The following is a 13,490-nucleotide window of genomic DNA, read 5'->3' as shown; positions in this document are numbered from 1 at the left end:
AGCATTTCTGCCAATAGTCGAATCAGGCTGAGCGCTTCAGGAAAGTCGGTTGCCGGTAATAGTATAAGAAACTGATCACTGTGGTAGCGACATAGGCAGTCGCCGGGACGCAAGTACAAAGCGGTCAGCTCACTCACTTTGTTCAGTAGAAGGTCGCCGGCCTGCATGCCCATCTCTTCATTGTAACGAGCGAATGCCTGTAAGTTGATACTCGCCATCACCACGTGTTGGCGATTGTGTTTGTGCAGTGCAAGCTCACGCTCAAGCACTTTTTCAAAGTAGGGGAGTGTGTATAACGTCGTGAGTGGGTCAACCCACTCATGGGCACGTAAGTGTTTCTCTCGGACACTGAGTTGACGACGCACTTGGCGCTGCTCTTTTATCCACTCAGCGGCACCAAATCCGAGAATCACTAAACCGAAAGGTTGTGGTAATGATTCTAGCCAACTCATGAGCCGCAGCGCTTCTGGATAGCTGAAAAACTCATCCAGCAGATCCAGTGATAGTGAAAAAGTCAGTACACAGCCGCCCCAAAAAAACAGTCGGGTGACAGCCCCATCGAGTCGCTGCGTCACAATCAGAACCAAGCCGACCAAGACAATCAATAAGGTCGAAAACTCACCGATAATGTCAAGCGGATCGATAGCGGAACGGGGTTTGAGGGAGCCGACTTGACTGGCAAGCAACAGTGAGACCGCGAGTATGCACATCATGAAAGGCAGGCGCCAGTCATAAACCATGCGAGATAAAAGCGTATTGCGCGACATACCTGAGCTCCATGCAGTGCCTATGCACATGTTTAAGTTACAGGAGCAGCATGACATTTACATGACAGAAACGTCACTTAATTGAGCTGTTCGGACTGCAATCCGAACAGCTCATCGCAACCTGTTCGTGGCACATAAAATGACATGTTAGCCACCTAGAGTATGTGCCGACCATTCACCACCAGGGCATGAACATGATGAAAAAAACTTACCTCGTTTATTGTGTCGCTGCTGCGCTTAGTGGTACTTATGCAGCTGCACAAACTCAGCAGACGGAATCCAATACATCAAAACAGCAAGCACAAGACGCACCCATTGAAGAGGTACTCACGATTGGCTACCGCGAGTCCGTTAAACAGGCCGTTCAGCAACAACGTGATGCAGGCGGTATCATCAACGTTCTAAAAAAAGATGATATGGGCAAATTGCAAGACGACAGCGTGAGTGACGCTCTGCAGCGTATGCCGGGTTTGTCGGTAGAGCGCGACCAGGGTGAAGGGCGGTTTATCCGTATTCGTGGTTTGGCGCCGGATCTGAACTCTGTGTCTTACAATGGCACCTCATTAGCGGCACCCGAAGCGGGCCGTCGCGCAGTTGCGCTGGATGTGATCCCATCTGACTTGCTTGAATCGGTTGTTGTCAGTAAAACGCTGACGCCGGATATTCCTGCAGGTAGCTTAGGTGGAAATATTGAACTTAAGAGTATGACGGCGTTTGATCGCGAGGGTGCTTTTTACTCGCTTTCATCGGAGCTGGGTTATAACGCACAAGCGAGCGAGACCAACCCGAAATTCTCAGCAGTAGCCAGTAATACCTTTGACATCGGCGACAAACAAGACAGTTTGGGTATCGCTATCGCAGGTAGCTATCAAGATCGTTCATTTAGCACGGATAATGTTGAAACAGGTGGCAATTGGGATTTTGATGAGCCCGGTTTAGAAGAGTTCGAACAGCGTGCTTATCAAGTTACACGAGAGCGAACGGGCTTGGCATTAAATCTTGATTACCGACCAAGTGATACGTCGCAATATTACCTACGTTCGCTGTATAGCAAGTTTGCAGATACTGAAATTCGCCAAGGGATTATCACTGAGTTTGAAGATCCGCTCGCTGAGAATACTGCAAGCGCTGGTGAAGTCACCCGTGAGCTTAAAGATCGCAAAGAGACGCAGGAAATACAGGCCTACATGATAGGTACTGAGCAAACGTGGCAAGATTGGCAATTGACAATAGAGCTCGGTACCAGTGAAGCGAGTGAATCGCAACCGTTTGCGATTGGTGGGGCTCAGTTTGTGCAATCGTTTGATGACGGCTTGGGCTATCGAGGTGTTGAACAACTACAATTACTCGCCCCTGATAGGGCTTATCAAGCTGAGGGGTATAACATCGATGAAGTTGAAGTCAGTGATGCGTATACCGAAGAGAATGCAGATAGCCTGAAAGTTGATTTGGCTTACGACTGGCTACAACCGAGTTACCAAGTCACGTTCAAAGGCGGTATGCGTATCAGTCGGCGCGAGAAAACCGCTCGTGAGGATATCTTCATTGTTGAAGATTTTGATGATTTAGGGGTTTCGGCACTTACCCTTGCAGATTATGCAACTAGCAACGTTGACTATGGCTTTGACCGATTTGGTCCGGGTATTTCCGCGGCTGCGCTGTGGGGAACATTAAATACGTTAGTGTTGACTGACTTCCGTGATGAGGTGGAGTCACGTATTGCACAGTATCAGATCGATGAAGATATTAATGCCGCGTATTTTATGGCTGATGTGAATTCGGGTCCATGGCAGGTGATCGCTGGAGCACGCTATGAACACGAGCAACGTGATGCGCGCGGAACTCGTTATAATGATGAGTTGAATGAGTTCTCGCCAGAGTATGCCGAATTCAGCGATGCTCAGTGGCTACCGAGTTTAATTGGCCGTTATGAGCTGAGCAACTCGACAATTGTACGCATGGCTTATAGCACGGGTTTGGTGCGTCCTAGCTTTGAACAAATCCGTCCGAGCTATTTTGTTGAAAATGACGACGGTGATATTAAAGCTGAATTTGGTAACCCTGCACTCGAACCCTTGACTTCACGCAACCTCGATCTGGGGATTGAACACTACGATGAAACCTTGGGTGTTATCTCTGCCACCGCGTTTTATAAATCGATTAAAAACTTTGTTTATGAAGCGGATATTGCGGGTCGTCCTGGTTATGAATCATTTGACGAGGCGGTGACTTACATTAATGGCGATGACGCTTACGTCGCTGGTTTAGAGTTTAACTTAGTGCACCAGTTCAGCGGTTTTAATAACTGGTTAGATAACTTTCTGATTAATACCAACCTGACTTTTACCGATTCTGAAGCAACGGTTGATTGGCTGGATGATGGCGAACTTATGGAGCGTGATATTCCGTTGCCGAGTCAGTCGGATACTACGGCCAATATTGCTATCGGTTATGAAACACAACAGCTGAGTCTGCGGTTGGCGGCGAACTATAAATCTAAGTACCTCGCAGAACTGGGCGATGTTGAAGACAACCGCTATGACATTTACGAAGACGACAATCTCACTTTGGATTTCTCAAGCAAATGGCTGATCAGTGATCAGTTCAGTATTAATTTTGCCGTCAACAATATCACTGACGAAGCGTACTTTGTTTATACCGGTGACAAGCGCTACAACGCGCAGTATGAATCTTATGGTCGCAGTTACACCTTGGGTGTGCAGTGGGTTAATTGGTAAGCAACGAGATTAGAGAGATTGAAAATGAATTTATTTAAAGTAGCAGTACTCAGTGCATCCATGTTATTGGCTTTTCACACTGCCAGCGCAAAAGCTGATGAACGACACCGTGAGATTTTGCCCGACAATTCAGTTTTGAAAGTGACCAGTGAGGGCATTACTCGCGGCGAGCAACAACTGATTGCAGGCGATTTTTATCATCTGAAACATTATGTCTTAGGTGAGCGTGAGTCGATATTGGCAGCGATGGAAGGCGATACCCAAGAGCTGTTTGTATGGCGTTATCATCAGGGACGTTTACTGCCTTTATATAAAGGTGAGATTGAAACACGAGTGGTCGAAGATCTGTGCTTCTATGACAGTGCCGAGAACAGTCAGTTATCGCTGTTCTTGATTGGAGGCCGCGGTGGCGCAGAACAACGTTTGTTAAGACAAGATGAAACTTGGTTGAAAGAGCCGATTACGATTCGTGATTTAAACGTGCCCTACGATTCAACTGCCTGTGCGGTCGACTCGCAGCGTGGAGTGCTCTATGTCGCTGAATCCGATCAGTCGGTTTGGGCTTATAATGCTGAACCCGAAGCAGAGGAAAAACGTCACCTAAAAGCGGTACGTGCCCCTTTTGGACATATTCAAGGTGAAATAAAAGCACTCAGCGTTATGCAGGATGGCCGCTTACTGGCGTTAGAAGAGGCTCCTGCGAGGTTACTTAAGATTTCGACTCGAGACGATACGCTGGGCGAAACCGAGACACAGCTCGTTTCTACCACGCACGAGTACCACGATATTTCGCTGTTGCCCGGTGACCGAGTGTTGTTAACACGGGAATCAGGCACTGATGCGATCGAGGTCGAAGTAGCGCAAGGTGATGCCAACCGGCATGCCCCTATGAAACCCATTGCGCAAGTGGCAGCAACACTTGAAACCGAACCTTCACCGCGTCGCGGCGACGCCATTGATGACCCAGCCATTTGGGTATCACCCTCTGCAGCTGAGGAAAGCCTCATCTTAGCAACCGATAAACGGACTGGACTCTACGTTTATTCAATGAACGGTGAAATAGTGCAGCACTTAGCTGTCGGCCGTTTGAATAATGTGGATGTCAGAGGCAACGTGGTGGTCGCCTCGTTGCGTGACAACAATAGTCTTCAGTTCTTCGATATTAGTCAAGCTGGCGAAGTCAGCGTGGCGCAACAGGTGAGTACTGATCTGGACGAAATATACGGTCTGTGCATGGGTTATCAAGAGCGCACCGATAGACTGTCAGTTTATGTGAATGGCAAGTCAGGTCGAATTTTACAGTTTTGGGTCAAAGGTGCAGATAGCGTCGAGCAGGTTCGCGAGATGTCTGTTCCCTCGCAACCTGAAGGGTGTGTAGTAGACGATAAAACGCAACGGCTGTTTGTGGGGGAAGAAGATGTCGGCATCTGGCTGTTTGATGCGGCCGTTAATAGCACTGAACAGGGCAAGTTAATAATCAAGGCGGCTGATGTCCCCGAAATTGTGCCTGACATCGAAGGTTTGGCGCTCGCGCAATACGATGACGAGATGTTGCTGTTTGTGTCGAGCCAGGGTAGTGATAGCTATGTGGTTTTCGATGCTGAAGCACCTTACGCGTTGCGTCATCACTTCCGAATTCGAACGAATGTTGAGTTAGGAATCGACGGAGCGTCTGAAACGGATGGACTTGAAGTGACTACGAGGTCTCTTGGGAAAGGGTTTGAACGGGGCGCGTTCGTTGTTCAAGATGGGCGTAATCGGATGCCTGAAGCGGGACAAAATTTAAAGTTAGTCCCGCTGCAGGCCATACTCGATTAGTTGTGATGTTGTGATACTTGTGCAATAGCCTGCTCTGCCGGCATTGGACGAGCAAGTAAAAAGCCTTGAATCGCCATATCGCCGATGTTGTTGAGGAAGTTGAGCTCTTCGATTTCCTCAACGCCTTCAGCGACGACGGACAGTTTTAGCTGGGTCGCTAACTCATAGACTGTTTTAATAATCGCGGCTTTTTGCTCATTTTCATGCAATTTAGCAACAAAACTCCGATCAATTTTGAGTGTGTCGATGGATAAACTGCGTAAATAGCTCAGTGATGAGTACCCAGTACCAAAGTCATCTAAGGCAATTCTTACACCATTTTGGCGGAGTTTATCGAGTTGTAGGGCTGCACTTTTAAAACTCTCGACCAGCGTTGATTCGGTTACTTCGAGTTTTAATCGTTGGGCTTCGACACCGGCGCCCTCAAGTTTAGCCAATACATTATCGGCGAAGTAGGGGTCTTCGAGCTGTATTGCCGATACGTTGACGGCGATATAAAACGGGTGATCGCGCAGTGCGTTATGCTGCCATGTTTGAATGGTCTCGATGGTACGATCTAAGATTGCATATCCCAATTCTCGCATCAGCCCAGAGTCTTCAGCGATGGGAATAAATTCCCCCGGCGATACAATGCCGAGCTCGGGGTGCCGGAACCGAGCAAGTGCTTCAAAGCCGACAAGCTGTTTGGTTTTTCCGGCATAAATCGCTTGATAATCCGGCGCGAGTGCATTCTGCATCAAGCTGCGGCGCAGCTCCTGCTCGACTCGAATACGACGACTGTCCTGGCTGATATGGGCCTCGGTGAAAATGCATGTTTGCCCTAACTGACGCGCGCGGCGCAATGCCGACCACGCATAGTTGATAAGCTGTTGCGACTGCTCGATTTTCAGCATTGAGGAAACGACCGCACCGACGGCGACTTCAAAGCGCGTGTCGTCTTTAAACGTGTTGTGAGTATTGGCACAGTTGTCACGTATTTGCTGGCATACGTCCTCAATGGTTAATCCGCTGTGGGTTAACTCTGACTCGAAGCCCATGACAGCAAAGGTTATGGCGCTGAGCTTACTCGCTACTAGGTGTAGACCATTGACATGGTTCAGTCGTTCTTGAATCACAGGATACAAACGAGCATTACTGGCATGCTCGCTTGCATTGAGTATCGCATCGATATTTTCAACCGTTACATAAATCAAAAACAGTGGTTGTTGCTCATCAAGCGCATCCTCGACACGTTCACGTAAGTAGCGCTCATTGGGCATGCCAGACTCTTGGTCAAAGATACGCATAGCGGATATATCTGTCTGTGTTCCGGCGACGATTGAACATTGCTGTTCATTATCTTTCTGACAAACGCCGCGGCACAGCATCCACCGATATCCGTGGCGCGTGGTTTTGACGCGATATTCGACATTGAGATGTTCAGATTCGCCTTTGCGTAAGCCACGAATAGCATTGCTGAAGCGCTCGCGATCAGCAGGATGAATTTGTTGATACCAAAACTCAGGCGATTGGGTATTAGCGTCGTGCGGGAGTTCAAGCATTGAGTACCAACGACCTGATAGTGTCAGTTCATCGTTTGCAATATCCCAAATCCATACTCCATCATTTGAGCCCGCTAAAATCAGATCAAGTAACGAAGTACGTTCTTTCACTTTGTCTTCGAGTTGCTCATTAAGTGACTGCATATCAGTCAGTGAGCGGCGTACGTTCTCCAATAGAAAGTTGACCAGTAACGCAAGTTTTTGACCTTCAGTATCTTGTGTATCAACGCTTACGTGAATATCGAAGTTGTTATCGATGGTGTCGCATAACTGGTCCGCTATTTGAGTAATAACTTGGCGTAACGATGGATGATGAGTATCAGCCATGAACCACCTCCTGACGTTTATTCGGCCAAGTTATTATGAACTCACAATGCACTGCGCCCTTATGCATGCAACAGGGCTCGTCGAATTCAATCTCATCGCCATACAGCGAGGCGACTTCAAACGCGAGGGCTTGATATAGACGACAGAGACCATTAGGCGATCGGTAAATCACTCTGACTTTACCGGGCTCGATGGGGGAGGCAGAAAACTTGTCATTAACATGTTGTCGTTCCTCTTGCTGCTTTAACCCCGAGGCCATGACAGCATGAATGCGTGCTTGTCTGAGCAGGAAGCCTTCCGAATCGTCTGCGATTTCGAAAAACCGTGGAAATAAAGCCTGCGCTTTTTTTAGAAAAGCAGATGCGTAAAGGGCGTAGACTTCGTTTTCAGTAAAGCCTGTCTCTTCAACCGACGCGGCAATTAATCGAAGACACTCGTCATCGCTGTAGTTTTTATCAATACGGTAATTTATCGATGGGTCGACATGGGCTGCTTTTAAAACACGCTGCTTAAGTTCATCGCCACCTTTTTCTTCGAGTAACTCGAGCAGTACTTGCTGAATGATACCTATCATATTTATCCCTAAACGCTGGTGGCCACTACGGCATAACGCGCCACTTTTCCCACAGACACTAATAGCAAAAATAAACTAAAATTAACCCTAGATAAACCAGCAAAAAGCGTTAATGGATCACCAATAATCGGTAACCAGGCAAACAGTAAGGTCCAACGGCCGAATTTTAGAAAAATCGCTTCAGCCCTTATCAGATTTGCTTTATAGACTTTTAAGCGAGTCTGCATAAAACCTCGGTGGAGTAGGTAGCCGATCACGTAATTGATAACTGAGCCCAGGACATTCCCGACCGAAGCGACGGCAACCGTCGTCACCACTGGCCAACCGTTTTTGATTAACCCAATAAGCACTAACTCGGACCCCATTGGAAATAAGGTAGCGGCTATGAGGGAAGAGAAAAATAGAGATAAGTAGCCTGCGAGCATTAAAGCGCACTTTGGAACTAAAAATTAATGCCACTGATTTTACTTGTAAACTGGTGCAATTGATATTATATATAAAAACATAATGTAATTTAAAGAGGTATTACCATGAGTGTTGAAAAAGCGGTTACGGCATTTGCTGGCATCATGATTCTTTTGTCTGTGGCACTAACGGTATGGGTCCATCCAGGATTCGTGTGGTTGACGGTATTTGTCGGGGCTAATTTATTACAGCAATCGTTTACCGGGTTCTGTCCTGCCGCGATCTTTTTTAACCGCGTACTAGGATTAAAAACCGAGCGCGAGCTGGCAAAATAAAATCGCGAGGGTGTTTAATAACCACCCTCGATAAGCCATTTTTCTGAGGTGCGCAGCTCTATCGAGATCTGCGTTAGTAGCTTGCGCGAAGGCGGACGTGTTCCTGATTCGATTTGGGTATATTCAGGTTCGCTTACGCCCAACTTCTTAGCGAGTTGAGTCATTGGAAGCATCAGTGTCTTGCGGCGTTGTTTAACGCGACGCGCAAAATCTTTAGCGATGAAATTTGACTTAATTGATGACATCTTTACCTCTACTGCAATACAACTGAGCTATGGTTACGCGCCTGAGTCCTAAAGGATCAACAGGCGCATTACGATGGCAAAACTATTTGTCAGAGATAAGACGCTTTTTTGAAGGTTTAGTTGCGTGCGTTACGTGTCTTTTGAACGTAAAAAGAAAGCAACGATCGCACTGGTGATTAACCCTAAGCCGATTGCACCAACAATAGACTGGAAGATATAGGCGGTGAGGGTAAAATATTCTTCTGCTCTCATATCACTCATCATGCCTGAGGCGACCGCGTGATGACGCATATTGTCAAAAAACTCGGGTGATATCGTGGTATGAAAGATTAACTGCACTAAGGGCGCTAAGATAGCCACTACGAGGGTAAGCTTAACGCCGCTGATAAAGCCGGTCAGCCAAGTCATTTTCTGATCGGGTAAACTCTGCTTTTTATCGCGTAGGGCGAGAACGTAAATGGCGATGGCGATAATTGCGAAGATATTGGTGAGAAAGAAATGGTACTCGATATTTTGATGGTGCAAGCCAGCGAGTCGCTCAACCGTCAACCAGAGCAGCATTGCGATACTAAAAATAATACCCCATTTGAGCTCTTTCATAACTCAGTCCCTTGTTGATTTTTTGTAATTTACATCAACACTATAAGCCATTATTTGGCTTCGTGATAAGTACAAATTATGCCAAAATAGAACGATTTCTTATCGTCGGGCGTGTAGGTTTGAATAAAACACGAGTTAAACTCACTGCCATAGCCGTCAGCGCGCTGGTGCTGGTCATCGCGTTGAGTAGTTATTTGCTGTATCAGCCGTTAATGTGGTTCGATCAATCTGGGCAGTTGCAGGCACAAGTCGCGCAGGGACAAGTCGGCGAACGCCTCGGTCAGTGGCTTCGTCAGAAGGGATATAAAACAGACTCACGCGTCTTTCATGTGATGGATACCCACTGTATGTGTAATTGGCGAACAGAAGCCCACAAGCAAGTCGTTAAGCGTAAAGTGAATGACAGTAATGGCACCAATGTCGAACTGTCGCTTAACGAGTTGCCGATGCTTAGGCACTTTTTGCCCGCAACGCCTGCCGTGATCATTTTCGATGCCAATAGTGAGTTAGTTTACTTAGGACCCTACGCAGACGGCGCGTTTTGTAATACCGAAAACAGCTTTATTGAACCGCTCATAAAGCGCGTTGGAACGGCGACTGCGCCGCTCGACTCTGGTTGGGTGAATACCGTGGCTCGCGGATGTTATTGCCCATCATCCTGAAGAAACTGACGCAAGTTATTGGCACTAATATTGATAATTGCTTGGCGTGCCTCTGGCGCTAACCACGCGGAGTGAGGCGTGACGATTAAATTAAGTGGTTCGTTAATCGCATCGAGCAGGGGATTGCCGTTGCGGGGTGGCTCCTCTGACAGTACGTCGACTGCTAAACCAGCAATGATACCGTTTCTTAAAGCCTCAACCGCATCGTGTTCATTAACGATCCCACCCCGAGCGGCGTTCACGATGAGTAATCCCGGTTTGCAGTGCGCTAAATTGTTGCTGTTTAATAGGTCTCTCGTATCATTGGTTAATGGGCAATGAAACGAAATGACGTCCGCTTCGGGCAATAAATGATCGAGGCTGGGACGTGGATCGTTTTTCTTGCCGGGACGAGCCGCTATCGATACTTTCATGCCAAAAGCTTTTGCTAAGGATTCCACGGCTTTTCCTAACTCACCATGACCGACTATAACCAGGTGTTTGCCGGCTAACTGAACCACCGGGAAGTCATCTAAGCAGAAACGAGAAGCCGTTTGCCACGCACCTTGGGCAACGAGCTGATGATATCGCTGTGCTTGCGTCGCAAGGTTAAGCATTAAAGTGAGCGTGTGTTGAGCCACACTGGCGGTTCCGTACGCTTCAACATTAGCGACCTTAATGCCGCGTGCGTTAGCCGTGTCCTGATCGATATTGTTGGTGCCCGTGGCTAAAATGCCTATCCATTTGAGTTGAGTCGCAGAGCGTAGCGTTTCGTTATCAAGTACGACTTTATTGCTGAATACGATATCGGCACCCTGGATACGTTCAACTACTTGCCCAGCAGTAGTCTCATTGAATACTTGCCAGTCATCCAATTGTGCAGCGATGGGTTGCCAATCAACATCGTTACCTAAGCTGGCTGCGTCGAGTACGACTCCTCTCATTCTACACTCCAATTAGTTAGCTTGCTAAGTTGTACGTTTGGCTTTACGACTCGCCTAATAAGCCCTGCCAGACTGCGTTTTACCACATTAGGTAGGAACTTGCTTTGGATCAAGCAATCTATTGAAGATAATCTTAATATTTATGATAATAGTTCTCATTCGGGAGGGCGTATGAAAACACTTTGGGAATTAAAAGCTAAGCAAGCGGCTGTCGTTGAAACAATTAACTCGCAGCTGACAGTATCGGTTATTAGCCGATTGCAAGAAATGGGATTCAGTGAGGGACAACAAGTCGTGTGCGTCCGCCGCTCGCCCTTTAAAGGTCCTTTGGTGGTGCAAGTCGGTGATTGTGTTTACTCACTCGAACAAGCGGTTGCTGAAAAAATTAATCTTGCCTTGGCCAGTTAAGCCTATCATTTAAAACAACTTGGGTCGTATATGGAACGCATTGTCTTAGTGGGGAAACCCAACTGTGGTAAGAGCTTGTTGTTCAACCAATTAACCGGCTTACGACAAAAGGTCGCAAATTTTCCCGGTGTCACCGTCGAGCTGAAGACGGGTCAGTTTGATCAGTTTGAAGTGGTCGACTTTCCTGGTACTTATTCACTACATAGCCTATCAAAAGACGAAGAAATCGCTGTCGAAAAGTTAAACCTCGCTGTAGACGATGATGATACGCAACTCGTCGTATGTGTCTTAGACGCGGCGCGACTTGAGCGTAGTTTAGTCTTTGCACTTCAAGTTCAAGCTTTGGCGCGTAAAAATAACAAAGCCGTCGTTTTTGTGCTGAATATGATCGATGAGGTTGAGCGTTATGGTTTGAATATTGATATCAAAGCGTTGCAAAAGGAACTTGGTGCGCCGGTCTACGCGCTCTCTGCAAAAACGCTTAAGGGCGTTGCCGCCTTTAAGGAGGCTTTGCCAAGCTTGGCGAAACAAGCACAAGCGCCTACTGAGCTAAACATTCAGCTTGGGGAGCAAAGAAAATTCATCGAGCGCGCGCGTGAGATTAACGCGGAGTATGGTATTCGCTCCGATGTGGTGCTAAAAAATCAGAACCGTATTGATACCTTTCTGCTGAATAATGTGCTGGGTGGTATTGCGTTTCTAGCGATTATGTTTTTCTTATTTCAAAGTATTTTTACTTGGGCGCAGCCACTCATGGATGGTACCGAGGCGGCAATAGGTTGGATCGCCAGCACACTAACGGGAGTGATAGGACCAGGTATCGTTTCTGACTTTTTAAATGATGCTATATTTGGCGGCGTCGGCGCGTTTTTAGTGTTTGTTCCGCAAATCATGGTTTTGACGCTTATTATTGGTGTATTAGAGGATAGCGGCTATTTGGCGCGAGCCGCGCTCATATGCCATAAGCCATTGAGTTTATTTGGTTTGTCTGGGCGTAGCTTTATCCCCTATTTATCGGGGCATGCGTGTGCTATCCCTGCAATTATGGCGGCACGTACCATTGAGTCGCCACGCAAACGCCTGATTACGATGCTCACCATTCCTCTGATGTCGTGCTCAGCGCGATTGCCAGTATATGCCTTACTGATAGCCGTGCTTATTCCAAAAGATGCAACGTTTTTAGGCGTGTTTGACCTGCAGGGTGCTGCCTTTTTTGGGCTGTATTTCTTCGGGATTCTGATGGCACTCGTCGTGAGTACCTTGATGAACGTGTTTACGCGCAAAAGCAAAGAACTCAAAGACATGCCGTTTATATTGGAACTGCCTTCGTATCGCTTACCGCATTGGAAACCGCTATTTCAACGCGTTATTAACAGCGGCTTGCAATTCATCAAACGCGCGGCGCCGGTTATTTTTGTTATTTCCTTATGCTTATGGACGTTGGGCTATTTTCCTCAAGGGGCAGGTCTAGAAAACTCACTACTGGGTAAAATTGGTCATTTTATTGAGCCTATCTTTGAACCGCTGGGTTTAGATTGGCGCTATGGCGTGGCGATGATCATGTCGTTTTTAGCGCGTGAAGTGTTTGTCGGTGCGCTGGGCACGATGTTTGGTATGTCGGGTGCCGAGGAAAATATTGCCGGCTTAGCGGCGCAGATCCAGGCTGATGGATTGACCTTAGGTGCCGGCATTGGCTTGCTGCTATTTTATGTTGTTGCGTTGCAATGTGTTGCAACGGTCGCGATGCTACGTGCTGAAACGGGTAAAAGTCGAATCGCGTGGGGGTTATATGCAGGCTACGGCATTTTAGCTTATCTCATTGCTGTAATCGCAGCCCACATTTTTTAATGAAATTAAAAATCAACGTAACGCGATGGTGGGTTCGGCGGTCTGAATGCGTTCCCATCACCGTTGAAATGATAGCGAAAATACAGTTGGTAATCCTGAATTCAGATAATAACCGCAACACTCATGTAATGGGATAGGTCGGAAGGAGGTCAGCTACCCACATGTGGTAGTCTTACTTTTCGACCAAAAAAAGTGAGCTCTAACATGAGTTATCGGCAGCTGACCGAGGGACAACGATACCAGATTTCTGCGTTGCTCTCAGAAGAATTTTCACAACGAGAGATTGCAAGAAAGCTGAA

The 13,490-nt window shown here is 47.2% G+C and carries 14 protein-coding genes; 7 read left to right on the top strand and 7 right to left on the bottom strand.

The window, feature by feature from the left end; genetic code table 11:
* A partial coding sequence (locus tag ABNS04_RS11180) for a GGDEF domain-containing protein (protein ID WP_272977346.1) occupies window positions 1-767 on the bottom strand: 767 nt, incomplete at its 3' end.
* A 194-nt stretch (window positions 768-961) separates the two neighbouring features.
* On the opposite strand from ABNS04_RS11180, the gene ABNS04_RS11175 reads away from it, so the two are divergent.
* Window positions 962-3,505 carry a TonB-dependent receptor gene (locus ABNS04_RS11175; RefSeq protein ID WP_272977345.1) on the top strand — a complete coding sequence of 848 codons (2,544 nt, stop codon included), beginning with the start codon at window positions 962-964 and terminating at the stop codon, window positions 3,503-3,505.
* Window positions 3,506-3,529: 24 nt separating this feature from the next.
* The gene (locus ABNS04_RS11170) at window positions 3,530-5,323 is read left to right on the top strand and encodes a phytase (protein ID WP_272977344.1); all 1,794 of its coding nucleotides are present in this window, start codon (window positions 3,530-3,532) and stop codon (window positions 5,321-5,323) included.
* Here the strand turns inward: ABNS04_RS11170 and ABNS04_RS11165 are convergent.
* From ABNS04_RS11165 to ABNS04_RS11155, 3 genes are read right to left on the bottom strand one after another with little or no spacing between them, the layout of a single operon-like run.
* Window positions 5,320-7,191 (bottom strand): EAL domain-containing protein, encoded by a 1,872-nt coding sequence (locus tag ABNS04_RS11165; RefSeq protein WP_272977343.1) that lies wholly within the window; start codon window positions 7,189-7,191, stop codon window positions 5,320-5,322. The two genes, ABNS04_RS11170 and ABNS04_RS11165, sit on opposite strands and share 4 nt — an antisense overlap.
* The gene (locus tag ABNS04_RS11160) at window positions 7,184-7,765 is read right to left on the bottom strand and encodes a heme NO-binding domain-containing protein (protein ID WP_272977342.1); all 582 of its coding nucleotides are present in this window, start codon (window positions 7,763-7,765) and stop codon (window positions 7,184-7,186) included. Before ABNS04_RS11160 ends, ABNS04_RS11165 begins: the two co-directional genes overlap by 8 nt.
* Window positions 7,766-7,773: 8 nt before the next feature.
* On the bottom strand, window positions 7,774-8,190 hold the full coding sequence (locus ABNS04_RS11155) for a YqaA family protein (protein WP_272977341.1): 417 nt from the start codon (window positions 8,188-8,190) through the stop codon (window positions 7,774-7,776).
* A gap of 105 nt (window positions 8,191-8,295) precedes the next feature.
* Here ABNS04_RS11155 and ABNS04_RS11150 point away from each other — a divergent pair, with 105 nt between their 5' ends.
* A complete protein-coding gene (locus tag ABNS04_RS11150) occupies window positions 8,296-8,505 on the top strand; it encodes a DUF2892 domain-containing protein (RefSeq protein WP_071462482.1) in 210 nt (69 codons plus the stop codon).
* 14 nt (window positions 8,506-8,519) lie between these two features.
* Here ABNS04_RS11150 and ABNS04_RS11145 read toward each other — a convergent pair whose 3' ends face one another.
* Together ABNS04_RS11145 and ABNS04_RS11140 are read right to left on the bottom strand one after the other, a co-directional pair.
* Window positions 8,520-8,750 carry a helix-turn-helix transcriptional regulator gene (locus tag ABNS04_RS11145; RefSeq protein ID WP_272977340.1) on the bottom strand — a complete coding sequence of 77 codons (231 nt, stop codon included), beginning with the start codon at window positions 8,748-8,750 and terminating at the stop codon, window positions 8,520-8,522.
* 129 nt (window positions 8,751-8,879) lie between these two features.
* On the bottom strand, window positions 8,880-9,350 hold the full coding sequence (locus tag ABNS04_RS11140) for a DUF4199 domain-containing protein (protein ID WP_272977339.1): 471 nt from the start codon (window positions 9,348-9,350) through the stop codon (window positions 8,880-8,882).
* 119 nt (window positions 9,351-9,469) lie between these two features.
* Between ABNS04_RS11140 and ABNS04_RS11135 the strand changes: the two genes are divergently transcribed.
* Window positions 9,470-10,012: a DUF6436 domain-containing protein gene (locus ABNS04_RS11135; RefSeq protein ID WP_286682428.1), complete on the top strand. Its 543-nt coding sequence runs from the start codon at window positions 9,470-9,472 to the stop codon at window positions 10,010-10,012.
* Here the strand turns inward: ABNS04_RS11135 and ABNS04_RS11130 are convergent.
* Window positions 9,994-10,935: a D-2-hydroxyacid dehydrogenase gene (locus ABNS04_RS11130; RefSeq protein ID WP_286682427.1), complete on the bottom strand. Its 942-nt coding sequence runs from the start codon at window positions 10,933-10,935 to the stop codon at window positions 9,994-9,996. The genes ABNS04_RS11135 and ABNS04_RS11130 overlap by 19 nt on opposite strands.
* Before the next feature lie 171 nt (window positions 10,936-11,106).
* On the opposite strand from ABNS04_RS11130, the gene ABNS04_RS11125 reads away from it, so the two are divergent.
* The 3 genes from ABNS04_RS11125 to ABNS04_RS11115 all read left to right on the top strand — a co-directional run.
* The gene (locus ABNS04_RS11125) at window positions 11,107-11,343 is read left to right on the top strand and encodes a FeoA family protein (RefSeq protein WP_286682426.1); all 237 of its coding nucleotides are present in this window, start codon (window positions 11,107-11,109) and stop codon (window positions 11,341-11,343) included.
* A 30-nt stretch (window positions 11,344-11,373) separates the two neighbouring features.
* Window positions 11,374-13,191, top strand: a complete 1,818-nt coding sequence (locus tag ABNS04_RS11120; RefSeq protein WP_290614256.1) for a ferrous iron transporter B — start codon at window positions 11,374-11,376, stop codon at window positions 13,189-13,191.
* 204 nt (window positions 13,192-13,395) lie between these two features.
* Window positions 13,396-13,490 (top strand): helix-turn-helix domain-containing protein (locus ABNS04_RS11115; protein ID WP_287832095.1); only part of this gene is annotated, 95 nt, incomplete at its 3' end.

The organism is uncultured Idiomarina sp. (assembly GCF_964010655.1).
GTDB lineage: Bacteria > Pseudomonadota > Gammaproteobacteria > Enterobacterales > Alteromonadaceae > Idiomarina > Idiomarina baltica.
Note: the sequence above shows the minus strand (reverse complement) of the source record. Positions and strands in the feature narration are given on the sequence as shown.

Bases quoted from the DNA above. Each gene is read 5' to 3' on its own strand.
- ABNS04_RS11120 (WP_290614256.1), top strand. From the start codon at position 11,374: ATGGAACGCATTGTCTTAGTGGGGAAACCCAACTGTGGTAAGAGCTTG.
- ABNS04_RS11170 (WP_272977344.1), top strand. From the start codon at position 3,530: ATGAATTTATTTAAAGTAGCAGTACTCAGTGCATCCATGTTATTGGCT.
- ABNS04_RS11125 (WP_286682426.1), top strand. From the start codon at position 11,107: ATGAAAACACTTTGGGAATTAAAAGCTAAGCAAGCGGCTGTCGTTGAA.
- ABNS04_RS11140 (WP_272977339.1), bottom strand. From the start codon at position 9,350: ATGAAAGAGCTCAAATGGGGTATTATTTTTAGTATCGCAATGCTGCTC.
- ABNS04_RS11160 (WP_272977342.1), bottom strand. From the start codon at position 7,765: ATGATAGGTATCATTCAGCAAGTACTGCTCGAGTTACTCGAAGAAAAA.
- ABNS04_RS11175 (WP_272977345.1), top strand. From the start codon at position 962: ATGATGAAAAAAACTTACCTCGTTTATTGTGTCGCTGCTGCGCTTAGT.
- ABNS04_RS11155 (WP_272977341.1), bottom strand. From the start codon at position 8,190: ATGCTCGCAGGCTACTTATCTCTATTTTTCTCTTCCCTCATAGCCGCT.
- ABNS04_RS11130 (WP_286682427.1), bottom strand. From the start codon at position 10,935: ATGAGAGGAGTCGTACTCGACGCAGCCAGCTTAGGTAACGATGTTGAT.
- ABNS04_RS11145 (WP_272977340.1), bottom strand. From the start codon at position 8,750: ATGTCATCAATTAAGTCAAATTTCATCGCTAAAGATTTTGCGCGTCGC.
- ABNS04_RS11165 (WP_272977343.1), bottom strand. From the start codon at position 7,191: ATGGCTGATACTCATCATCCATCGTTACGCCAAGTTATTACTCAAATA.
- ABNS04_RS11150 (WP_071462482.1), top strand. From the start codon at position 8,296: ATGAGTGTTGAAAAAGCGGTTACGGCATTTGCTGGCATCATGATTCTT.